Genomic DNA, 23,034 nt, shown 5'->3' with positions numbered 1-23,034 from the left:
GCTGAGAGCGCGTTCAGACCGCTGGGGATGGCACCGCATTTGTCTTCGCGCAAATAGGGCGCCCTATTTTTTTCGTCGCTGCGATTCAATATTGGAAAAAATCTTTTTCGCTCTTCTACTGCCTCAAAAAGGGGTAATCGAGATGTCACTCTACAGTTACAATGTCTGGCAGAACAACATGGTAAGCCTTTGCGCTCAAAAGCATGTTTTCGAATGGACGGCGGGATAACCGGAACAATCGAGCCACAGGCTTGTCAATATACGCAATAGGCATGCCTGCCAGTTTTTCGCGGCATTCGTGAGCCTGGCAGCAGTCTGATCGGAAATAATAAAACTAAGGGGGAGTTATGAAAGCTGTTCTATTTGTATGCGTGGAGAATTCCAATCGCAGTCAGATGGCTGAGGCCTTTGCGCGGCTGCATGGCAGTAACCATTTGAAGGCCTTCAGTGCCGGTTCCAATCCCAGTGGCCAGGTCAATCCCAAGGCGATTGCCGCGATGCAGGAGAAGGGATGCGACCTGACGATACACCACTCCAAATCGTTCAGTGACCTGCCCGATGCGCAGTTCGATTTTGTTATCACCATGGGGTGCGGTGATCGATGTTCCCATATTCCGGCGTTAATCCGTGAAGACTGGGATCTTCCTGATCCCAAAACACTGCCGCCGGACGAGTTCAACGTGGTCAGGGATGAGATCGAACACCGGGTGCTGGATCTTCTGACGCGGATTAATTAAGGGATAGGTAAAAGGCGAAAGGCGAAAGGCGAAAAGCGTCGGGAATGACGAAGCATCTCGGTCTGTCTATTTGGTACGGCCACCTTTAGCCTTTTACCTTGAACCTTTATTATTATCCCCATGAATAAGGAAAAACGGCAGCATGTAGAAGGCCGGTTCAAGCGTAGCGGAACCGGCAACCTATATCGTTCTTCCATAGTTTGGATGCCCGATCCGCTACGCTTGATCGGGCCTACATGCTTGGCACATGATTCAGGAAAACTTCGATTTGCCAGCCTTTAATATTGCCTCATGAATAAGGAAAAACGGCAGGCCATTTTCGAGCGCCTGCAGGCGGCTAATCCAAATCCGACTACCGAACTCAACTATCGAACCCCCTTTGAACTGCTGCTGGCGGTGATCCTCTCTGCTCAGGCGACGGATAAGGGCGTCAATAAGGCAACTGCGCGCCTGTTTCCGGTTGCCAATACGCCGGAAGCGATCTTAGAACTTGGCGAAACGGGTTTGAAGGCGTACATCAAGACCATCGGACTGTTCAATTCCAAAGCAAAAAATATCATCCAGACCTGCCGTATGCTGATCGATATTCACGACAGTGAAGTGCCGAATGGGCGACTAGCACTGGAGGCGCTGCCAGGTGTTGGCCGCAAGACTGCAAATGTGGTGTTGAATACTGCTTTCGGACAGCCCACAATGGCAGTGGATACCCATATCTTCAGGGTTGGGAACCGGACCCGGCTGGCGCCAGGAAAGACGCCGCTTGAGGTGGAGAAAAAACTGCTGCGCTGGACACCAGAAGCCTTCCTGCAGGATGCCCACCACTGGCTTATTCTGCATGGGCGTTATACCTGCGTCGCCAGAAAACCACGTTGCGGCAGCTGTGTGATTGAGGATCTTTGTGAATTCAAGGAGAAGACGTCGTAAATCTACGGGGTTGAAATCTTTTTAGGAGTTTTACCAATGCATCGAATAGCGCTCTCTCTTTTCGCCTTTTTCTTTTTGTTGTCAGCCAGCGTTCAAGCTGGAAACGGCTTGGTAAACATGCGCAGTCAATTCGGCGTGCAGAAGACCATGGATCGTCTGGAGACGGTGGTTAAAACGGCAGGCATGCGGGTCTTCGCGCGTATCGACCACGCCAAAGGGGCGGAGAAAATAGGCAAAACGCTACGTCCGACCCAACTCTTGATCTTCGGCAGTCCGAAGGCGGGGACTCCCCTGATGAAGAGCGATCAACGGGTCGGCCTCGACCTGCCGCTCAAGGTGTTGGTCTGGAAGGATGCCGAGGGCCATGTCTGGTTCAGCTATACTCGTCCGGGTTATATGCTCAACCGTTTCGGGATCGATAATCGACCCAAGGTCAAGAAGAAGATGACCGGTATATTGGCCAAGTTCGCCCGTGTTTCGACCAGACCCTGACCCGGAATTCCTATTCTGTGTTTGGCAGCGATAGAAATCAGATCCGGCAGGTCTTTGTGGATGCCTGGCAGAAGCGGATTCAGGGTAAACCACTGGAGCCGCTTGAACAGATGATCGCTGCCGTAGTGGCTGAACATCCTGAATACCATAAACTGCTGGACGACCGTGAAGCAGCATTGAGCCGGGAGTTTCTGCCGGAAGACGGTGAGAGCAATCCGTTTCTGCATATGGGCATGCACATTAGTCTGCAGGAGCAACTCTCCACTGATCGTCCGAATGGGGTCGCCGGGCTCTACCAACGGCTGACCCAACGTATTGGAGATGCCCACGAGGCGGAACACCAATTGATGGAGTGTCTCGCGCATATGCTTTGGGAGGCGCAGGTCAACAAGCGGATGCCGGATGAGCAGGCCTATCTCGAATGCGTCAAACGCCTTGTCATTTAGTGTCTGTCCTGAACTGCTTCAGGGAGTCTCTAGTTCCAACTTCAACTAAACTTCTGAACAAACAGCATTAAATGCCGAAAACCAACCACATGAATTGCACCCTCTGCCGCGTCATGCGTGGTTTTGCCTTTGGCGGATTGGGGGCAGCGGTCGCCGGTTATGGCGCGATCTGGTTCGGCGCAGAGGAGCAGGATGCAGTGCTCTATGCGCTCTTCGGTGCGATAGCGCTGACCGCGTATATGAATCGCAAACGGCCTGAACAAAAGTAGAACATACGGAGAGATTTCGTGAATCAGCTACCCCACTTTCCCCACATGATTGCAGGCGATATCGAGCCGGCAGGTTCCCTGGAGATCACTGCCCCCTACGATCAGTCACCTATTGCCACCATCGACACGCTGGATGAAAAGGGGGTCGATCAGGCGCTGGCCAAGGCCCACGCCCTGTTTCAGAATCGGGATGGTTGGCTGACGGCTGCCGAGCGCATCATCATCCTGAGGCGTGCCGGTGAGATTATGCAGGAGCGGGCCGAACAGTTGGCGTTGGAGGCGGCACGGGAAGGCGGCAAGCCACTGCTGGATTCCAGGGTCGAGGTGGCCCGCGCCATCGACGGCATACAGATCTGCATCGAGACCCTGCGCACCGAGGGCGGCGAAGAGATACCGATGGGGGTGAACGCCGCTTCCCTGGGACATCTCGCATTTACCCGTCGCGAACCGATCGGCGTGGTGGTGGCGGTGAGCGCATTCAACCACCCGTTGAACCTGATTGTGCATCAGGTGGGACCGGCGGTGGCCACAGGCTGCCCTGTGATCGTGAAACCGGCGGAGGATACGCCACTCTCATGCATGCACTTCATCGAGATCCTGCTGGAAGCCGGACTGCCCGAGGGATGGGTACAGGGCCTGGTGACAAGTGACCATAAGGTGGCTACCAAGTTGGTGACCGATCCTCGGGTCGATTTCTTCTCCTTTATCGGCAGTGCAAAGGTGGGCTGGTGGCTGCGTTCACAGCTCTATCCCGGCACTCGCTGCGCGCTTGAGCACGGGGGGGCGGCGCCCGTAATCGTCGCTGCGGATGCGGATCTCGATGATGCCATGCCGCTGCTGGCCAAGGGGGGGTTCTACCATGCCGGCCAGGTCTGCGTTTCCGTCCAGCGCGTGTTCGCCCAGCGATCGATAGCGCGGCAACTTGCCGAGGGACTGGCGAAAGAGGGCAGTGCCATGGCTGTGGGTGATCCGGTGCAGGAGGCAACAGCCATCGGGCCTTTGATCCGTCCCCGTGAAGTGGAGCGCATCCATGAGTGGGTGACTGAAGCCGTGCAGACTGGGGCGGAACTGCTCTGCGGCGGCGAGCCGATCTCCGAGACCTGTTATCCCGCCACTGTGCTGCTCAATCCTCCAGCCGATGCGAAAGTCAGCACGCTGGAGGTCTTTGGTCCCGTGATCTGCGTCTACAGTTACGACGACCTCGATGAGGCCCTCGAACGGGCAAATTCTCTCCCCTATGCCTTTCAATCCGCAATCTTCACCAAGAGTCTTGAGACCTCGTTGCGGGCCTACCGTCGCCTCAACGCATCTGCCGTGATGGTCAATCAGTTCACTGCCTTTCGCGTTGACTGGATGCCGTTTGCGGGTCTGCGGCAGTCGGGGATGGGGGTTGGCGGCATCCCTCACTCCATGCGGGATATGCAGGTGGAGAAGATGATGGTGATTCGTTCAACGGAAATCTGAGTGATTCCTGATTTCGCGCAATAGCCAGTTGATGCAAACGGGTTTAATCTTTAAGTAGAGACAGCTTGATCGGGCCGTATTGATACGGTCTGGTTGAAGGTAGTAGGCAGTCGCTCAATTAAAATAACAGGGGAGTTCAATATGTCGATAACTTGGGTAGTTGCAGCAGATGCGAGCCGTGCAAGAATTTTTACAGTAGATAAGTCCGCCGGGTCTTTGCAGGAGATCCAGACACTAAGCCACCCTGAGGCACGTCTGCATGAAGGTGATCTCATTTCTGACAAACCTGAAGGGGAGCCGGATGAACACAAGCAGGACGGTGCCGATCGTTTTGCCGCGCATGTATGCGCCACCCTTGAGGCGGGACGTAAAACCGGCGAGTTCCGCAAGCTCTATCTGCTGGCGGCCCCCGCTTTTCTTGGCATGCTGCGTAAGCATGAAAGCGATTCACTGAAACAGATGATTCTCGGTGAGGTCGATAAAAACCTCGCGGCAATGGATCCGGCACAGATCAGGAAACATCTGCCCGAATATCTCTGACGATGGATATCAAGTCCCTCGATGCCTCCCTGCTCTATCATGCATGTGAGCTTGGCGGGCTTGACTTCAGCACCACTGAAACCCTTGAGATCCTCCTTGAAACCATCGGGCAGGAACGGGTATTGGAGTCGCTCCGTTTTGGTGTGGGCATTTCTCATGAGGGCTATAACCTCTACGTCATGGGTTCCACCGGCGTGGGGCGTCACCGGGTCGTTACCGATACCCTGAACAGGCTCAGTCAGCCTGCCGGCAAATGTTCACTCGATTGGTGTTACGTCGCCAACTTTGATGATCCCAATCAACCGCAGACCCTCTGCCTGCCTCCCGGTATGGGCAGGATGCTGCGCCAGGATATGGAGGTTCTGGTGGGCGACCTGCTGGGCGCAATTCCGGCGGCACTGCAGAGCAAAGAGTTTCGTCACCGGGCCGAGGAGATCACCGCTTCGTTGCAGAAGCAGGAAGAGAAGATAGCTGCGGATTTTGGTGACAGGACCCGGGAGCAGGGCATTGCCTTACTCCACTCGCCCAACGGCTACTCGCTGGTGCCGTTGAAGGACGACAAGATCCTCAGTGCCGAGGCGTTTCGGGAACTGCCGGAGAAAGAACGCGCGGAGATAGAGTCCAAAATCGAGGCGTTTCACCGGGAGCTCAGGGATACCCTGGGGCAGATTCCACTATGGCAGCGCGAGATGCGCGTGCGTTACAAGGCGCTGGAGCAGGAGGTGGCCGAGCTGGTTGTCAATCGGCTGGTGGGTGAACTGACCCGCAAATATGTGGAACAGGCGGAACTGGTCAGCTATCTCGATCAGGTCAGGTCGGACGTACTCGACAACCTCGAGCGCTTTCTCAATAACGAAGATGAAGCGGGGAATCTTATCGAGGCAGATGATCCCCGTTTTACGCGTTACAGGATCAATCTGTTGGTGGACAACCGGGATGGACCGGCGGTGCCGATTATCTACGAACCCAACCCCACCTATCAGAATCTATTGGGCAGGGTGGAACACCAGGCCCGCATGGGTACGCTGGCCACCGATTTTACCCTCATCAAGCCTGGTGCGCTGCACCGGGCCAACGACGGGTTTCTGGTGCTGGACGCCGAGAAGTTGCTGTCGAATGGGTTTGCCTGGGATGCTCTGAAACGCACACTGAACGCTCGTGAGATTCGTATTGAACCGCTGGAGCGGCAACTCAGCATGCTCAGCACGATCACCCTGGAACCCGATCCTATCCCGATTGATCTTAAAGTGGTGCTGATCGGTGACCGTCAGATATACCATCTGTTGAAGGCCTACGATTCTGACTTCGGCACACTCTTCAAGGTGGTGGCTGATTTTTCCGAGTCACTGCCACGGGAGAACGGTAACGATGAGATGTTTGCGCGGCTTATTGCGACGTTGCAGCGACAGGAGGGGTTGCGTCCCGTTACCAAGGCTGCGGTTCAGCGCCTCATCGAAGAGGCCGCCAGAAATGCCGGGAACGGTGAAAAGTTGTCGTTGCACATCGGCAGTCTGCTGGATCTGCTGAAAGAAGCGGATTACAGGGCAGAAGCGCTCGGCAGTGAATCGATCGGGGTCGAGCATGTTCAGTGGGCCATACAGCAGCAGTTGCGCCGCGTGAGTCAATATTGTGAATTGATGCAGGAGGAGATCCTGAAGGGCACCCTCATGATCGATACTGACGGCGTTCAATTGGGACGGGTGAACGGCCTCGCCGAGGTTCAGGTGGGTGATCACGCTTTTGGTCTGCCAAATCGAATCAGTGCCACTGTCCGGATTGGCAGCGGTGAAGTCATCGACATCGAGCGGGAAGTGGATCAGGGCGGTCCCATTCACAGCAAGGGCGTCTTCATCCTGGCGGCTTATCTCAATCGCCGCTACGCGCGTTATCAGCCACTCTCCGTGGCCGCCACCCTGGTTTTCGAACAGACCTATGGAGAAGTGGAGGGAGACAGCGCCTCCGCCGGTGAACTATGTGCGCTTTTATCCGTACTGGGGGATATTCCAATCCGCCAGTCTTTGGCGATCACCGGCTCCGTCAATCAGCATGGTGAGATGCAGCCGATTGGCGGCGTTTGCGAGAAGATTGAGGGTTTTTTCGATATCTGTGACAAACGGGGTCTGGATGGTACACAGGGTGTCATTATTCCCGAGACGAATATGCGGGATCTGATGTTGAAGCGCGCCGTTGTCGAGGCGGCAGAAGCGGGGCAATTCCATGTGTATGCCGTAAAGCATGTGGAGCAGGCGCTGGAGTTGCTGACGGGATTACCCGCCGGAGTGGCGGATGATCAAGGGATCTATTCAGAGGAGACACTCAACGGCAAGGTTCAGGCGCGCTTGGCAGAGTGGTTTGCCTTGAGGTTGTCCCTGTCTGGTCACACGGTTGGGGAGTGAGCGGTTTGATTCCGCTACCGGGTTAACCGACGGAGGTTACCTGACAGATCAGTTGCCCCCTGGCGACTCTTGCCTTGACTGTATCACCCACTGCCACCTCGGCTGCTGCATGGATGATCTGGCCGTCCTTCTCGCGGGAGACGATGGCATAACCCCGTTCCAGGGTATTCAGTGGACTCAGGGTATGCAGATCCCTTGCCAGTTGGCTCAGACGGTTGAGTTGTCCGGCGATCTTCCCTTCGATTTGCTGGCGCAAGCGTGACTGCAGTGTCTTGTGGCTGAACTTCAGACGTTCGATCTGCCACTCCGGTGATTGGGCCAGAAGACGGGTCTGCAGGCTCTGCAGATGGCTCTGTTGCCGCTCCGCCAGTTGTCTTTGGATCTGATGCAGCCGTTGAGTCAGTTCATCCAGGCGTTGGCTACGCTGCAACAGGCGCTGCCCGACGTGCTGGCGTTCCAGTCGTCCCGACAGACTCTCCAGTCGCTCCCGGTAGTTTGAGAACTGCTGCTGCCAGCGCAGGGTCATCTGCTGCTGGAGACGCTGCAGTCGAAGCCGCCAGGCTGCTTGATCGGGGCTGACCAGCTCGGCGGCAGCCGAGGGTGTGGCGGCCCGCTGATCAGCGACGAAGTCGGCAATCGTGAAGTCGATCTCGTGGCCGATGCCGGTGACCAGTGGAATTCTGGAGGCATAGACTGCACGGGCCACCTGCTCATCGTTGAAGGCCTGCAGATCCTCAAGGGAACCGCCTCCACGGCTGAGGATCAGCAGGTCGCACTCGGCCCGGCGGTTGGCGAGTTCGATTTTGCGGATGATCTGTGCCGGGGCCTCTCTGCCCTGTACCGCCACCGGATAGATGACCACGGGTATCGCCGGAAAGCGCCGTTGCAGCACGGTCAACAGATCGCGCACGGCGGCGCCTGAAGGCGAGGTGATGAGACCGATCTGTCCCGGCAGGCTGGGCAGTGGCTGTTTGTGGCGGCTGTCGAAGAGTCCCTCATCCGCCAGCTTCTGTTTGAGTTGGTCGAAGGCGAGCCGCAGCGCCCCTTCACCGGAGGGCTCCATATGCTCCGCGATGAGCTGGAATTCCCCTCTTGCCTCGTAGAGGCTGATTCTGGCGCGGATCAACACCTGCTGACCGTTCTCCGGTTGAAAACGCAGACGCTGCCGCTTCATGCGGAACATGGCGCAGCGTACCTGGGCTGCCTCGTCCTTCAGGGAGAAGTAGATATGCCCGGAGGCCGGTTTTGCGAGGTTGGATATCTCACCCTCGATCCAGAGCAGCGGGAAGCTGCCTTCCAGCACAGCACGGGTCTCCCGGACAAGACGGGAGATGGTATAGATGTCGCGTTGATTATTGCGTTCTGGTTGCATTGCCTGCTGTCACTTGATGAGTAGGATGTGGTGAGTACAACGAACCGCATCAATCGCGACACCTACGATTCCGTGTTTTCCACTCTTTCGGGACGGTTTTTCCTGCCGCGAACCCCTGATTTCAGGGAAATAATCGTTCAATATTCGATTTTTACCGCTATTTTTACCATTCGTCAGGCTATCCAGTTTACCGGTCTGGCGTCAAATTCTATAATGCCCCGCTAAGTTCACCCCACCCGGAAACGAAAACTATGCGTGTTATCGAGGAAGCCCTTACTTTTGACGATGTTCTGCTGGTGCCGGCGCACTCCACGGTCCTGCCCAAGAATGTGGATCTGCGCACCATGCTTACCCGCGACATCGAGCTCAGCATCCCACTGGTCTCTGCGGCGATGGATACGGTTACTGAATCCAAGTTTGCGATTGCGCTGGCATTGGAGGGCGGCATCGGTATCGTGCACAAAAATATGACGCCAGAGCAGCAGGCCCAGGAGGTCGCAAGCGTCAAGAAGTATGAGAGTGGGGTGATCCGCGAACCGATCACCGTTGCGCCGAATATCAGTATTGGCGAGGTCGTGGAGTTGACCCGGGCCAACAACATCTCCGGGGTGCCAGTGGTGGATGGCGATGATCTGGTCGGCATCGTAACCAGCCGCGATCTGCGCTTCGAGCGCAAGATGGATGATCCGGTGCGCAATATCATGACCCGTAAGGAGAACCTCGTTACGGTAAAAGAGGGTGCCGACCGGGATGAGGTGCTCAACCTGCTGCACAAACACCGTATCGAGAAGGTGCTGGTGGTGAACGGCGATTTCAAGCTGCGCGGCATGATCACCGTGAAGGATATCCAGAAAGCGAAAGACAATCCGAATGCCTGCCGTGACGATCAGGAGCGCCTGCGGGTGGGCGCCGCAGTCGGAGTGGGCGCCGGCACCGAGAAGCGCGTTGAACTGCTGGCTGCGGCAGGCGTCGATGTCATCGTGGTGGATACCGCCCATGGTCACTCCCAGGGTGTGCTCGACCGGGTGGCTTGGGTGAAAAAGCACTATCCACAGGTGCAGGTCATCGGCGGCAATATCGCCACTGCAGCTGCCGCCCGCGCCTTGGCGGATGCAGGTGCGGATGCGGTGAAGGTTGGAATCGGTCCCGGGTCGATCTGCACCACCCGCATCGTTGCCGGTGTGGGCGTGCCCCAGGTGACGGCTGTATCAAATGTCGCCAAAGCGCTGGAAGGCACCGGCGTGCCGCTGATTGCGGATGGTGGTCTGCGCTACTCCGGTGATATTGCCAAGGTACTGGCGGCAGGCGCCTATTCGGTGATGATCGGCGGCATGTTTGCGGGTACCGATGAGTCCCCTGGTGACGTGGAGATCTTCCAGGGGCGTTCCTACAAATCCTATCGCGGCATGGGCTCTCTGGGCGCCATGTCGGGCAAGCAGGGTTCCAGCGACCGCTATTTCCAGGAAGATACCCAGGACAAGGAGAAGCTGGTGCCGGAGGGCATCGAGGGAAGGGTTCCTTATAAGGGAACCGCTCTGAGCATCATCTACCAGATTATCGGCGGTATCCGCTCCAGCATGGGTTATACCGGCTGCGCCACCATCGACGAGATGCGTACCAAGCCGGAGTTCGTGCGGGTGACCAATGCGGGCATGACCGAGTCTCATGTGCATGACGTCACCATCACCAAGGAAGCACCGAACTACCGGCGCGACTGATAGCAGGTACTTATAACCGCGAAGGGTGCTTTGCGCCCTTCGCGGTTTCTCATTTTCCGGATTAAGTAATTATGATCACAGACATCCACGCCCATCGAATCCTGATCCTCGATTTTGGCTCCCAATACACCCAACTCATCGCCCGACGTGTACGTGAAGCGGGTGTCTATTGCGAGATCTATCCCTATGATAATGCGGATGAGGGTCTGGCCGGGAAGAAACCTGCTGGGGTAATCCTCTCAGGCGGGCCGGAAACGACCACCGCTGACGAATCGCCCTGCGCACCCCAAGAGATATTCGAACTGGGCGTGCCGGTATTGGGCATCTGCTACGGCATGCAGACCATGGCGGCCCAGCTGGGCGGCAGCGTGACCCCTTCCGACAAACATGAATATGGTTATGCACAGGTGCGCGCACGGGGGCACTCCAAACTATTGCGGGATATCGAGGATCACACCAGCGAAGAGGGTTATGGTCTGCTGGATGTATGGATGAGTCATGGCGACCGGGTCGATACTTTGCCGGAAGGTTTTCATGTCATCTGTGAGACCGGCAGCGCGCCGCTGGCCGGTATGGCGGACGAGGCGCGTGGCTTCTACGGCCTGCAGTTTCACCCGGAAGTGACCCATACGCATCAGGGCAAGCGCATCATCGACAAGTTTCTGTTTGAGATCTGTGACTGCGAGGCACTCTGGACCTCAGGGCAGATCATCGAGGAGAACATCGACCATGCCCGGGAGCGGGTGGGTGACAAACAGGTGGTGTTGGGACTCTCTGGCGGCGTCGACTCCTCCGTGGTGGCGGCGCTGTTACACAAAGCCATCGGTGATCAGCTGACCTGTGTCTTTGTCGACAATGGTCTGCTGCGTCTGCACGAAGGGGATCAGGTCATGGCGACTTCGCCGAGCACATGGGTGTGACGGTGATCAGGATCAATGCAGAGGATCGCTTCCTCAAGGCGTTGAAAGGGGTCTCTGATCCCGAGCAGAAACGCAAGATCATCGGCAAATCTTTTTATCGACATTCGAGGAGGAGGCGAGCAAACTGATGATGCCGAGTTCGCCCAGGGAACCATCTATCCTGATGTGATCGAATCTGCTGCTGGCGCAAAATCGGCAAGGCGCATGTCGTCAAGTCCCACCCACAATGTGGGTGGTCTGCCTGACTACATGAAGCTGGAACTGATCGAACCTCTGCGTGAACTCTTCGGGCGACGAAGTGCGTAAGATCGGTGTGGAACTCGGCTCGTCTTACGAGATGATCTACCGCTATCCCTTCCTGACCGGGGTCGGTGCGTATTCTCGGTGAGGTGAAGAAAGAGTATGCGACCTGCTGCGCCGTATAAGCAGGATCATTATCTACATTGGAAGAAACTCTACCTGGAGGCCATGCGTACCGACATCCCAGACGAAGGCCCGGCCTGATGCTGGTTGATACCAGCGTCTGGATCGACTTCTTTGCCGGCCGTGACACTCCTCAGGTGCGCCACCTGGAACAGAGTATCCTCGACGGCAGCGACATCGCTATCTGCGGCATCATCCTGACCGAGACCCTGCAAGGCATTCGTGACGAAAGGCAGTGCCAGCAGGTCAGGCGGCACCTCAAACCGTTGCTGTTTTTGCCCATGGCCGAATCCACATTCATTCAGGCCGCCGAGCTGTTTAGACAGTTGCGCAAACAGGGGCTGACCATCCGCAAGACCAACGACTGCATCATTGCCGCCACAGCTATCGAGCACGGGGTGCCGCTACTGCACAACGACCGTGACTTTGAAAATCTGGCCCGCCACAGTGAACTGGAAACCATCAACACATGAGTATTACCTCCGTCATCAAATCCATCCAGGACATCATGCGCAAAGACGCCGGTGTCGATGGCGATGCCCAGCGCATCGGCCAGATCGGATGGATGCTGTTCCTCAAGATATTCGATGACCAGGAACAGGAGCTTGAACTCACCTACGATGACTACCAATCCCCTATCCCGGAACATCTGCGCTGGAGCAGTTGGGCCACCGACCCCGAAGGCATTACCGGCGATAGTTTGCTCGATTTCATCAATGACGATCTCTTCCGCAAACTCAAGGAGCTCACCAGCCACACCGGAAACACGCCACGGGGTTTTGTGGTGCAGAGCGTCTTTGAAGACGCCTACAACTACATGAAAAACGGCACCCTGATTCGTCAGGTGATCAACAAGCTCAACGAGATCGACTTCAATCGCAGCGCCGGCCGCCACACCTTCAACGACATCTACGAGAAGATCCTCAAAGATCTGCAGAGCGCCGGCAACGCCGGTGAGTTCTACACGCCCCGCGCCGTCACCCAGTTCATGGTCGATATGACTGATCCCAAACTGGGCGAATCGATCCTCGACCCCGCCTGCGGTACCGGTGGCTTCCTCGCCTGCTCAATAGAGCATCTGCGCAACAACTATGTGAAAAGCGTTGAAGACCGGGAGCAGTTGCAACAGGCTATCCACGGTGTCGAGAAGAAACAGCTACCCCACCTGCTCTGCACCACTAACATGCTGCTGCACGGCATCGAAGTGCCTAATCAAGTCGCCCACGACAACTCCCTCACTCGCCCCCTGCGTGACTACGGCCCCCAGGATGAAGTGGATGTTATCGTCACCAATCCACCCTTTGGCGGTATGGAAGAGGACGGCATCGAAAAGAATTTTGGCAGCTTCAGTACCCGCGAGACCGCCGACCTCTTCATGGTGCTCATTATGCGCCGCCTCAAGCAGGATGGCCGCGCCGCCGTGGTGCTGCCAGACGGCTTCCTCTTCGGCGAGGGTAACAAGACCCGCATCAAAGAGAAGCTGCTGGAGGAGTGCAACCTGCACACCATCGTCCGACTGCCCAACGGCGTCTTCAACCCCTACACCGGCATCAAGACCAACCTGCTCTTCTTCACCAAGGGTGAGCCGACCAAAGAGATCTGGTACTACGAGCGCCCCTATCCAGCAGGTTATAAGTTCTATTCCAAGACCAAGCCCATGCGCATTCAGGAGTTCAAACCGGAGAAAGACTGGTGGGAGAAGCGTGAAGAGAATGAACAGGCTTGGCGAGTAAGTGTCGACACTATCAAGGCCAACAACTACAACATTGATATCAAGAACCCCCATGATGCCGATGAAGGTCCCGGAGACCCCGACGAGCTGTTGGCCCAGTACCAGGGATTGCAGAGTGCGATTGTTGACATTCAGGAACAGCTCAAAACCCAGCTTGCCGAGGCTCTGGAGCATGACGCATGACCAATGAGCAGTTTCTCCAGCAGTTCGGTCATTTCGTTGATGCACCTAATGGTATTCAGAAGCTGCGTGAGTTGATCTTGCAGTTGGCGGTACAGGGGAAGTTGGTGACGCAAGACCCGAACGATGAGCCAGCTTCAGAGTTTTTAAAAAAAGTCAGGGATAGAAAGACTGCGAATATGGCTGAAAAACGATATGCAAAACTAAAGAAGCTACCTTCTAGCGAAATACTAGACCCCGCCTTTGATTTGCCAGAATCGTGGAATTGGTCAATCCTCGATGAGATTACTTATACCGTACATTATGGCTATACAGCATCAGCTGACCATAATAAAAAGGGCATACGTTTACTCCGAATAACCGATATTCAGAATAACAAAGTCGATTGGAATTCTGTTCCCGGATGTGAAATCAATGAGAAAAGCTACAAAGCAAACTCGCTCAATGAAAACGACATTCTTATTGCTCGCACAGGCGGCACAATAGGGAAAACGTATATTGTTGAAAATCTATCAGTAAAGGCTGTTTTCGCATCCTACTTGATACGAGCTATTCCTAGTGAACTCATGTGCCCAAAATATCTAAAGATATTTATGGAAACTCCCCTTTATTGGTCACAGCTCTACGCAAAAAGTGCTGGTACAGGACAACCAAATGTTAATGCGACCTCACTGAGGGCACTCCAAGCTCCTATCCCCCCACTAGCCGAACAGCATCACATCGTCGCCAAGGTCGACGAACTGATCGCCCTCTGCGACCAGCTGGAGACCGAACGCAACGCCCGGGCCGCGACCCACCATCGTCTCATTCGCGCCGTCCACCATCCGCTCACCGAGGCTAGCGACACCGCCGCCACCCAAACCGCCTGGCACCGCATCCGCGACAACTTCGCCGACCTATACACCACCCTCGAATCCGTCCAGGCCCTGCGCCAGACCATTCTTCAGCTGGCTGTGCAGGGGAAGTTGGTGGCGCAGAATCTGGATGAAGAATCTGCTTCGGTCTTGATTGACAGAATATCTGCGAATAAAGAACTACTTCGATTAGAGAATAAGATCAAGAAAACAAAACAGTTGCCTCCTATTGCGAAAGAAGAGGAAATGTTTTGTGCGCCCACTAACTGGATGCTCACACGTTTTTCGGACTTTTCTAACGAAGTCGCGACGGGGCCTTTTGGTTCAATGGTGCACAAATCAGATTACGTTTCAGGCGGAACGCCGCTGATCAATCCATCACACATGATTGATGGAAAGGTCGTACCAGATGATTCCGTTTCAGTCTCAATAGAGAAAGCGAGCGAATTAAGCTCCTACAAGCTATTTGCCAATGACATTGTTATGGCGAGGCGTGGTGAAATGGGGCGATGCGCGTTAGTAGAAACGGAAGGAGAAGGGTGGCTGTGCGGTACGGGAAGTTTCGTCCTGAGATTTCATCCAGATGTGAATCGTCGTTTCGTATTGATGTTGTTCTCTAGTGAACATGTACGCATGTATCTTGGCGGAAATTCGGTGGGAACAACTATGACCAACCTGAACCACGGCATACTCAACAAAATGCCCGTTGCCGTTCCCCCAGTAGCTGAACAACACCGTATCGTCGCCAAGGTCGATGGACTGATGGCGCTCTGCGTCCAGCTGGAAGCCAGCATCCGTAACAAAAACGACATAGCCGCCCGCTATGCCGACGCCATCGTTCAACAGATAGCCGCTGCATAATCCAAGACAGGATCAGCGTCATGCCAAACGACAACAATAATACCGAGCACCAAGCCATTGATCAGTCGCCGGCACACAGGGCGCTCGAAAACCTGCGTATGCGCTTGCTGGACCTGACAGCCCGCAATCGCCTGATCAATTTTCGCCACACCAAGAGCGCCAGCCTGCGCATCATCGATGAGTTGCCCAATCAGCTGGTGGAAACTCTGTTGGCGGATACAGAGATGCGCTTCGAGGCTATTTCCGAGCCGACCGAAGAGGAGCTGATCGCAGCGGGTTATCTGGAGTTTGATGAGGAAACCCAGCAGCTGGTTCGGCTACGCAATGATCCTTCTGCAGAAGAGTGGGCAAAGCATCTCGGTTTTGCCACCAGTTACGAGGTGCCTGAAGCCTCTGGCGAGGGTGACTCAGGCAAACACTCGGATACCGCCATCCAGACCTTGCTCTATCCCTACGAGATGGAGGCCCGGCTCAAGAGTTTGTTGCAGTCGGCTGAGTCGGCAATCCAGGAGATGGGGGCGAATATCCTCTACCTGTCGTTTGGCTTTTTGGAGTGGTACGACTCCAGTAGCTCAGATAAACCACGCATTGCACCACTCTTTCTGGTCCCGGTCCGCTTGCACAAGGGCAGGCTGAACAAAGATACCCGGACTTACGAATACACATTGAGCTACTCGGGTGAGGACCTTATTCCCAATCTGTCGCTGCGGGAAAAACTGCGCGCCGACTTTGCCATGGCCCTGCCGGAGCTTGATGAGAATACGGTGCCAGAGGACTATTTTGGTGCAGTCCAGGCGCTGATCAAAGACAAGCAACCACGCTGGCGCATGCGCCGCTACATTTCGATGGCGTTGCTCAACTTCAGCAAGTTGCTGATGTATCTGGATCTTGATCCGGATCGTTGGCCCGAAGATGCCAATATAGTGGATCATCCGGTGGTATCGAGCTTTTTGTCTGGCTACGGGCAGGATGAGCCAGCCGGTGGTCACGGCTTTGGCGAGGAGTACATCATCGATGAGATGGATGAGATCCATGCCAACTATCCACTGATCGATGATGCCGACAGCTCGCAGCACAGCGCCCTGATCGACGCAGTCGATGGCAAGAACCTGGTCATTGAGGGACCGCCCGGCACCGGCAAGTCACAGACCATTACCAACCTGATCGCCGCCGCCATGGCGCAGGGCAAGCGTGTACTGTTTGTCGCGGAAAAGCTGGCCGCGCTGGAGGTGGTACGCAGTCGTCTCGATAACGCGGGGCTTGGCGAGTTCTGCCTGGAACTGCACAGCCACAAGTCACAGAAGCGCAAGGTTCTGGATGAAGTTGGTGAGCGCCTGAAGAAAAACGGGCGCTACCGCAAGCCGAAAGATATTGAGGTGGATATAGCGCGGTATGAAGAACTCAAGACGGCGCTCAAGACCCACGCGGAAAAGATCAATCGGCTATGGAAGAACACCGGCAAAACGCTGCACGAGATCTTCATGGCGGCAACCCGCTATCGCAATGCGATCGGGATCAATCCGGAAGGGCTTCATCCCGAGGGCTATGACGGCAGTAATTACGATGCCGCTGCACAGCGCCGCAACGAGGATCAGGTAGAGGCCTATTGCAAGGTCTACCAGGCAGTAGCGCGTCAGCTGGATAACGATGCTGCTTTGCAGGACCACCCGTGGTACGGCGTACGCAATGGGGACCTGCAGATATTCGATCTGGATCGGGTGAAAGAGGCTCTGGGCGCGTGGCAGGAATCTCTGCAAGGGGTGAGTGCTCAGCGGGGAGAAATTGCCCATACGCTTGGTTGTGAGATATCGACAGTCGCAGAAACCTTGACTGATGCGCAGGCGTTTCTGAGTGAGCTGGAGAGCATTCCGGCACTGAAAGGCGACGAGGTTCTGGTGCGGCTTCCTGTCCTTCGCAGTGGCGTGCTGCAGAAGACACAACGCTATCTGAAGCTGTTTGAGGATATACAGGAACAGTACGCCTCCCTGAGCAAGATGATCGGCCCGGAGATATTGCAGGATCTTTCCGTCGTGGATCAGCTGCATTCAGGCAGTGAGCAGCTGAAGAAATTGGTTGGTCAGAGTGTCGAGATGGGTGATCTGGCCGAAGCCATCAATCGCCTCTCCGCGATCGAGGATCAGCTGGGACAGCTCGATGAGCCGTTGCAGGGAGTGTTGTCCGCCTTGGGTGAGCCGGCTGCCAGGCATCTGAGCGTCAGCGAATCAGGATTGACCGAGTTCAAAACGGTCATCGAACTGATTGCCAGTCTGAACCCCTCCCACTGGAAGCATCGAGATGATCTTTTCGATAACGAAGAGCTGGACGAATTGTTGCCCCAGTTGCGCTCCGAACTCGAAAAGCTGCAGGGGCTGCATGACACCGTTTATGGTGTGTTCACCCTTGAAAGCGTGCCTGATGAGAGTGAAATTCGCCAACTTGCGGCTACGCTTGCCTCCGGTGGGATTTTTCGTTGGTTCAAGGGCGACTGGCGGACGGCACGCATGCAGGTGCTGAGCTTTGCGGCAAACGTTCAGCTTAAGTACCCCAGTCTGGCGCTGCATCTGGATGACCTGGCGACGTTTGTCGGGAAGCGCCGGAAGTTAGAGGAGAATGCGCGCTACAAAGAAGCAGTTGGCGACCATTTGCAGGGGCTGGAGACGGACCTCGCTGCACTGGAGTCGCTGAGAGCCTGGTACAAACGCGTTCGCCAGCAGTATGGCGTCGGCTTCGGGCAGAAGGTGCCGCTGGGTGATGCGATCCTGGAGCTGTCACCGAACATCGCCAAGGCGGTGCGTTCATTGGCTGAGCGGGGTGTACAGGCGCAACTCAATGACCTGCTGGATGATCTGGGTAGTTTGAAAGAGGTGTTTGCACCGGTCGCAGAACTGCGCAATGGCGATACGCTGCTGGTCGGAGAGGGGGGCGCGATTCCACGCCTGCTGAGTGCGGTGAATGAAGCCATCCGCGCCTGCGGTTCCCTGACCAGTGACGATTCACTCACCATGACGGATCTGGCTGACCGCATTGCGCAGATCGGGATGCTGAAGCATCGTGTCGATAAGTGGCAGAAAGCTGATTTCGACAGAAAGCTATTCCAGGGAAGGCTCGGCCTGAAGGCCGGGGTGGGTGTCGATAATACCGTTGGCCTCTTCATGTTACGCAATACCCTGGCGCTTGCGGCCTGTGTCGATGGACATCTGAGCAATAAGACACTTGTTGATTACATCTATGGACATCCAGCCGAATCGACCTTCGTGTCCCTGGCGTCACACGCCGAGCAATTGCGAGTCACGATGGCTTCGCAGCAGGATTCCTATGATGCCTTTGCAGCCGTGGTTTGCCTGGACCGGGAGGGGTGGACTGTTCATTCCGGTGACCGGCTGGACGATCTGATACTCCGGAATCAGCTGGCGCTGGATAATGGGGAGACGTTGCAGAACTGGCTCGACTATGTGCGCGTGCGTGACCAGGTGGAAGCTTTGGGATTGGGTAGACTTGCTGATGGCGTTGAACGCAGCGAATTCGAGATCGAGCAGGTTGAGGAGGCCTACCAGGCGGGTATCTTCGATGTTTTGGCGAGAGAAATCCTGCGGGAAGATCCGGAACTTGGCAGGTTCTCCGGTCATTCTCAGGAGGCATTGCAGGATAAATTTAAAGAGTACGACAACCGGCTCAAGCTGCTGCAGTGTGAGCAGATCGCCTGGAAGATCGATCAGACCAAGATTCCAACAGGGAAAATGGCGGCGCGAGTGAGCGAGCTTACCGAACGGGTTCTGCTGGAGCGTGAATGCAGTAAGAAAACCCGGCACATACCGATCAGGCAATTGCTGCAAAGGGCGAGCAGCGCGCTGGTTGCATTGAAGCCGTGTTTCATGATGGGGCCGATGTCCGTTGCCCAATACCTCGCGCCCGGCGATATAGATTTTGACTTGGTGGTGATGGACGAGGCTTCCCAGATCAAACCGCAGGATGCACTCGGTGCTGTGGCGCGAGGTGGGCAGCTGGTGGTGGTTGGTGACCCAAAACAGCTGCCGCCGACAAGCTTCTTTGATCGTATCATCGAAGACGATGAGGATGACCCAACGGGCATTGAGGAGTCTGAGAGTATCCTCGATGCGACGCTCCCCATGTTCCCTGCTCGACGATTGCGCTGGCACTACCGCTCACAGCATGAAAGCCTGATTGCCTTCTCTAACCACTCGTTCTATGAGGGCGACCTGGTTCTTTTTCCATCGCCGCATAAACAGACTGAGAACTATGGTGTTCACTATTCTCGGGTGTCGCGCGGTTGTTTCGTGAACAGGCGTAATATGGAAGAGGCAAAGATCATCTCCGAGGCTGTCAGAGAGCATTTCAGGCATCGCCCGGATGAAACCTTGGGCGTCGTCGCAATGAGCGCGGAACAGCGTTTACAGATTGAGCGAGCGATAGAGACGCTGGCAAAAGACGATACTGTTTTCCAGGAGCGGCTGGATAAAGATTCGACAAGGCGCGAGTCCCTGTTCGTCAAGAACCTTGAGAACGTTCAGGGTGATGAACGGGATGTGATCTTTATCTCGATGACCTACGGCCCACAAGAGCCGGGCGGGCGAGTATTCCAGCGTTTTGGTCCAATCAACTCGGACGTGGGCTGGCGGCGTCTCAATGTGCTCTTTACCCGTTCAAAGAAGCGGATGCATATTTTCAGCTCCATGGGGTCAGATGACATTGTTGCCGGGGCAACAAGTAAGCGCGGTGTGCAGGCTTTGCGCGACTTCTTAAGCTTCTGTGAGACTGGAATTCTCCACAAGACTGAGCGGGAGACTGGGCGAGGCCCGGACAGTGATTTTGAGATTGCTGTGATGAACGCGCTGCGTGATGAAGGTTTTGAATGCATACCTCAAGTTGGCGTTGCGGGATTCTTCATCGATGTGGCGGTAATTGATCCCGGTAACCCCGGCCGCTACCTGATGGGCATCGAGTGCGATGGCGCGACCTATCATTCCGCGAAGTCCGCACGAGACAGGGATCGGCTTCGTCAGACAATCCTGGAGCGTCTTGGATGGAATATTCGCCGTATCTGGTCAACCGATTGGTTCAAGAATCCCCATGGTGAATTGCGGCCGATTATTCGGGAGCTTCACGATCTGAAGTCCGCTGTTATGCCTGTTGAGACAGAGATTGAGTCAGAGGTTGATGAGATAGAGGTAATCATCGAAAATGCCGAAATCGAAGAAGCCCAGGTTGATCTGTTTGCCTTTGATGAATCGAGTCTCAAAGACAAGTTGATTCGCTTCGATCAAGAGGTGATTCGCAGGGCGTTTCCTGAGACTCCCGAAAACAAGCGGCTACTGCGACCTTCGATGCTCGAAGCGCTCATGGAATTTACGCCGACGAGCAAGGTAGAATTTCTTGAAACACTTCCGTCTTACATTCGACAAGCGACGGAGGCGGCAGAAGCAGGAAAGTACCTGGAGCAGGTTTTCGACATCATCAATGCTTCTATGGATGAGGCCTGATGGGGGAGATGTACGCAGCAGTCTGCCCCTGTGGCTACCAGAGCCACTCCTTGTTAGAAGGAAGCGGCATGATGCGGCAAGGGTTCGGCATCTACCAGTGCCAGCGTTGTCACGCCCTGCTCAACTCCCGCGATACCACCCAACAGGAGCGTTGCAGCAGTTGTGCCAGCCGAAAACTCACCCCTATTGAGTCGGAGGAGGGCGCGGCACTCATATGCCCCCACTGCAAAGAAAATCAGCTGCAGCTATACGAATGTGGGTTGTGGGATTGATATGCTCGACTGGATGAATTTGTCTCTGCGAGTTGAATAATACTTATAAAACAAAGAGATAGTGTTTTGTCGTGGTGTTTTTCTGTTATACGATGTGGGTAAATTTATAAGTACCTAATATGGGAATATTTGCTATTATTCCCATATTGGGAATAAAGGGCGTCTATGAAGGTCTTAGGACGAGACAAGTTGATGAAGTTCACTCGAAAGCATGCTTCAGCCAAGAGTGCCCTGGATGCATGGTTTAGCGAGACTGAGTTGAGTGAATGGAATACATCCCAGGACATCAAGGATCGATACTGCAGCGCCAGTTTTTTGGCCGATAACCGGGTCATCTTCAATATCAAGGGCAACAACTATCGCTTGGTCGTTAAGGTGCGGTATCAAAAAGGCATTGTCGTTGTCGAGTGGGTGGGAACACATGCTGATTATGAGAAGAAGTGCTTTTAGGGAGAGGGCAATGAACCATATCAAAGTCATCAAATCAGAGCAGGAGCATGAGCAGGCCTTGGCGCGTCTAATGAGCCTGATGGATGCTGCGCCCACTCTTGGCAGTCGTGAGGCAGACGAACTGGATGTGCTGGCGCTCCTGATCGAGCGTTATGAGCAGCAGCAGTTCCCGATGGATCCGCCTGATCCCATTGAGGCGATTAAGTTTCGCATGGAGCAACAGGGGCTGAGGAATAAAGACCTGGCCCCTTACTTTGGTTCAGCATCCAAAGCAAGCGATGTGCTCAATGGCAAGCGCAAGCTGAGCCTCAATATGATCCGTAAGCTCTCTACTGGCCTGGGTATTCCCGCCGAAGTACTGATTCGGGAACCAGTACAGCAACTGGCTAACGAGAGTGGGATTGACTGGCAGGCCTTCCCGCTGAGTGAAATGCGTAAACGCGGCTACTTTGAGGGATTCACTGGCACCCTGCAGGAGTTGCGTGAATATGCAGCCGAGAAGGTAAGCAAACTGCTTTCGAGCGTACCCAGTGGCTTTGATCTGCAGCCAGCCATGCTGAGAAGTACCGCCCATCTGCGCTCCAACGATAAGAAGACAGATCCTTATGCACTCTGGGCCTGGCAAGTTCGTGTGTTGCAGAAAGCACAGGAAGAGCAGTTACCCACCAATTATGAGAAGGGTACCGTCGATCGTGAATGGATGCAGAAACTCACCCAGCTTTCATGGTCAGAGCAGGGCCCTCAGTTAGCCATCGAGTACCTGAACCGCCACGGTATACACCTGATTATCGAGCAACATCTGCCCAAGACCTATCTAGATGGCGCAGTTTGTGTGAACGCCAACGGCAATCCCGTCATTGCGCTAACCCTCCGCCATGACAAGCTGGATAACTTCTGGTTCACGCTGATGCATGAGCTGGCGCATATTGCGATGCATCTCGATGGTACAGAAACCTGGTTTATCGATGATCTTGACGCTGTCGGTGTGGATAAGAAAGAGAGTGAGGCCGATGCGCTGGCTCAGGAGTCGCTGGTGCCTCGTGAGGCATGGTCGAGTCTCCATTTTATTGATCCTGACTCCGTGAGAGCTTTGGCACGTAATTTAAGCATCTCGCCCTGCATCATTGCGGGTCGGTTACGGCATGGACATGATAATCACATGCTATTTGGAAAACTGTTCAGAGAAAAAATTAGAGAGAGGCTGAGCGAGCATCTTTGATAGGATATTGGTTACCAAGTGCACCAGTAGTATGCCAATCAAAAAAATCTGCCATCATCTTTCACTGCTGTCCCGTTAACATGATCGCAATAGTCGATAAGTTACTGGTTTTGTGAACACCCAGCCTGATCGAAGATGTTAAAGACATGAAATCACGCAACATCATCATCGGAGCAATCCCTTCTCCCCCAGGGAGAAGGACAGGATGAATCCCTCACCCCAACCCTCTCCCTGTGGGAGAGGGAGCTAACGGGACAGCAGTGTTGA

General features: G+C 55.0%; 17 protein-coding genes and 1 pseudogene. 17 read left to right on the top strand and 1 reads right to left on the bottom strand.

Annotated features, from left to right (window positions below; genetic code table 11):
* Window positions 1-347 precede the first annotated feature (347 nt).
* From G9Q73_RS09385 to G9Q73_RS09350, 8 genes are all read left to right on the top strand, one after another.
* Complete coding sequence (locus tag G9Q73_RS09385) at window positions 348-737, top strand: arsenate reductase ArsC (protein WP_177419553.1); 390 nt, start codon at window positions 348-350, stop codon at window positions 735-737.
* A gap of 291 nt (window positions 738-1,028) precedes the next feature.
* A complete protein-coding gene (gene nth, locus G9Q73_RS09380) occupies window positions 1,029-1,661 on the top strand; it encodes an endonuclease III (RefSeq protein WP_177419552.1) in 633 nt (210 codons plus the stop codon).
* A 36-nt stretch (window positions 1,662-1,697) separates the two neighbouring features.
* Complete coding sequence (locus G9Q73_RS09375; RefSeq protein ID WP_177419551.1) at window positions 1,698-2,153, top strand: DUF302 domain-containing protein; 456 nt, start codon at window positions 1,698-1,700, stop codon at window positions 2,151-2,153.
* A gap of 17 nt (window positions 2,154-2,170) precedes the next feature.
* A complete protein-coding gene (locus G9Q73_RS09370) occupies window positions 2,171-2,599 on the top strand; it encodes a DUF1841 family protein (protein ID WP_177419550.1) in 429 nt (142 codons plus the stop codon).
* Between the two features lie 71 nt (window positions 2,600-2,670).
* Entirely contained in the window at window positions 2,671-2,868 is a 198-nt protein-coding gene (locus G9Q73_RS09365) for a hypothetical protein (RefSeq protein ID WP_177419549.1), read from the top strand.
* Between the two features lie 18 nt (window positions 2,869-2,886).
* On the top strand, window positions 2,887-4,332 hold the full coding sequence (locus tag G9Q73_RS09360) for an aldehyde dehydrogenase family protein (protein WP_369408867.1): 1,446 nt from the start codon (window positions 2,887-2,889) through the stop codon (window positions 4,330-4,332).
* A gap of 141 nt (window positions 4,333-4,473) precedes the next feature.
* A complete protein-coding gene (locus tag G9Q73_RS09355; RefSeq protein WP_177419548.1) occupies window positions 4,474-4,872 on the top strand; it encodes a host attachment protein in 399 nt (132 codons plus the stop codon).
* Window positions 4,873-4,874: 2 nt separating this feature from the next.
* Window positions 4,875-7,268, top strand: a complete 2,394-nt coding sequence (locus tag G9Q73_RS09350; RefSeq protein ID WP_177419547.1) for a Lon protease family protein — start codon at window positions 4,875-4,877, stop codon at window positions 7,266-7,268.
* A gap of 22 nt (window positions 7,269-7,290) precedes the next feature.
* Here the strand turns inward: G9Q73_RS09350 and xseA are convergent, their stop codons facing one another.
* Window positions 7,291-8,640: an exodeoxyribonuclease VII large subunit gene (xseA, locus tag G9Q73_RS09345; protein WP_177419546.1), complete on the bottom strand. Its 1,350-nt coding sequence runs from the start codon at window positions 8,638-8,640 to the stop codon at window positions 7,291-7,293.
* 251 nt (window positions 8,641-8,891) lie between these two features.
* On the opposite strand from xseA, the gene guaB reads away from it, so the two are divergent.
* The 9 genes and pseudogenes from guaB to G9Q73_RS09300 all read left to right on the top strand — a co-directional run bounded on the left by guaB (window position 8,892) and on the right by G9Q73_RS09300 (window position 22,767).
* Entirely contained in the window at window positions 8,892-10,358 is a 1,467-nt protein-coding gene (gene guaB, locus G9Q73_RS09340; RefSeq protein ID WP_177419545.1) for an IMP dehydrogenase, read from the top strand.
* Window positions 10,359-10,429: 71 nt separating this feature from the next.
* Window positions 10,430-11,717 (top strand): annotated as a pseudogene (guaA, locus tag G9Q73_RS09335) (glutamine-hydrolyzing GMP synthase); the annotation flags it as partial.
* 64 nt (window positions 11,718-11,781) lie between these two features.
* A complete protein-coding gene (gene vapC / locus G9Q73_RS09330) occupies window positions 11,782-12,174 on the top strand; it encodes a type II toxin-antitoxin system VapC family toxin (protein WP_246345157.1) in 393 nt (130 codons plus the stop codon).
* On the top strand, window positions 12,171-13,616 hold the full coding sequence (locus G9Q73_RS09325) for a type I restriction-modification system subunit M (RefSeq protein WP_177419544.1): 1,446 nt from the start codon (window positions 12,171-12,173) through the stop codon (window positions 13,614-13,616). Before vapC ends, G9Q73_RS09325 begins: the two co-directional genes overlap by 4 nt.
* Window positions 13,613-15,328 carry a restriction endonuclease subunit S gene (locus G9Q73_RS09320; RefSeq protein WP_177419543.1) on the top strand — a complete coding sequence of 572 codons (1,716 nt, stop codon included), beginning with the start codon at window positions 13,613-13,615 and terminating at the stop codon, window positions 15,326-15,328. The genes G9Q73_RS09325 and G9Q73_RS09320 overlap by 4 nt, the downstream gene beginning before the upstream one ends.
* 20 nt (window positions 15,329-15,348) lie before the next feature.
* The gene (hhe, locus tag G9Q73_RS09315; RefSeq protein WP_177419542.1) at window positions 15,349-20,826 is read left to right on the top strand and encodes a DUF4011 domain-containing anti-phage protein Hhe; all 5,478 of its coding nucleotides are present in this window, start codon (window positions 15,349-15,351) and stop codon (window positions 20,824-20,826) included.
* Complete coding sequence (locus G9Q73_RS09310) at window positions 20,826-21,098, top strand: hypothetical protein (protein ID WP_177419541.1); 273 nt, start codon at window positions 20,826-20,828, stop codon at window positions 21,096-21,098. The genes hhe and G9Q73_RS09310 overlap by 1 nt, the downstream gene beginning before the upstream one ends.
* A gap of 192 nt (window positions 21,099-21,290) precedes the next feature.
* Entirely contained in the window at window positions 21,291-21,548 is a 258-nt protein-coding gene (locus G9Q73_RS09305; protein WP_304956586.1) for a type II toxin-antitoxin system HigB family toxin, read from the top strand.
* Window positions 21,549-21,558: 10 nt separating this feature from the next.
* Window positions 21,559-22,767, top strand: coding sequence for an ImmA/IrrE family metallo-endopeptidase (locus G9Q73_RS09300; protein WP_177419539.1), 1,209 nt, complete (start codon window positions 21,559-21,561; stop codon window positions 22,765-22,767).
* Window positions 22,768-23,034 lie beyond the last annotated feature (267 nt).

This window comes from endosymbiont of Lamellibrachia barhami, from assembly GCF_011947365.2.
Taxonomy (GTDB): domain Bacteria; phylum Pseudomonadota; class Gammaproteobacteria; order Chromatiales; family Chromatiaceae; genus QGON01.
Note: the sequence above shows the minus strand (reverse complement) of the source record. Positions and strands in the feature narration are given on the sequence as shown.

What these genes read in the sequence shown, in the direction of transcription:
- G9Q73_RS09375 (WP_177419551.1), top strand. Translation starts at nt 1,698, where the DNA reads ATGCATCGAATAGCGCTCTCTCTTTTCGCCTTTTTCTTTTTGTTGTCA.
- G9Q73_RS09325 (WP_177419544.1), top strand. Translation starts at nt 12,171, where the DNA reads ATGAGTATTACCTCCGTCATCAAATCCATCCAGGACATCATGCGCAAA.
- vapC (WP_246345157.1), top strand. Translation starts at nt 11,782, where the DNA reads ATGCTGGTTGATACCAGCGTCTGGATCGACTTCTTTGCCGGCCGTGAC.
- G9Q73_RS09350 (WP_177419547.1), top strand. Translation starts at nt 4,875, where the DNA reads ATGGATATCAAGTCCCTCGATGCCTCCCTGCTCTATCATGCATGTGAG.
- G9Q73_RS09305 (WP_304956586.1), top strand. Translation starts at nt 21,291, where the DNA reads ATGAAGTTCACTCGAAAGCATGCTTCAGCCAAGAGTGCCCTGGATGCA.
- guaB (WP_177419545.1), top strand. Translation starts at nt 8,892, where the DNA reads ATGCGTGTTATCGAGGAAGCCCTTACTTTTGACGATGTTCTGCTGGTG.
- G9Q73_RS09310 (WP_177419541.1), top strand. Translation starts at nt 20,826, where the DNA reads ATGGGGGAGATGTACGCAGCAGTCTGCCCCTGTGGCTACCAGAGCCAC.
- G9Q73_RS09355 (WP_177419548.1), top strand. Translation starts at nt 4,474, where the DNA reads ATGTCGATAACTTGGGTAGTTGCAGCAGATGCGAGCCGTGCAAGAATT.
- hhe (WP_177419542.1), top strand. Translation starts at nt 15,349, where the DNA reads ATGCCAAACGACAACAATAATACCGAGCACCAAGCCATTGATCAGTCG.
- nth (WP_177419552.1), top strand. Translation starts at nt 1,029, where the DNA reads ATGAATAAGGAAAAACGGCAGGCCATTTTCGAGCGCCTGCAGGCGGCT.
- G9Q73_RS09300 (WP_177419539.1), top strand. Translation starts at nt 21,559, where the DNA reads ATGAACCATATCAAAGTCATCAAATCAGAGCAGGAGCATGAGCAGGCC.
- xseA (WP_177419546.1), bottom strand. Translation starts at nt 8,640, where the DNA reads ATGCAACCAGAACGCAATAATCAACGCGACATCTATACCATCTCCCGT.
- G9Q73_RS09385 (WP_177419553.1), top strand. Translation starts at nt 348, where the DNA reads ATGAAAGCTGTTCTATTTGTATGCGTGGAGAATTCCAATCGCAGTCAG.
- G9Q73_RS09320 (WP_177419543.1), top strand. Translation starts at nt 13,613, where the DNA reads ATGACCAATGAGCAGTTTCTCCAGCAGTTCGGTCATTTCGTTGATGCA.
- G9Q73_RS09365 (WP_177419549.1), top strand. Translation starts at nt 2,671, where the DNA reads ATGCCGAAAACCAACCACATGAATTGCACCCTCTGCCGCGTCATGCGT.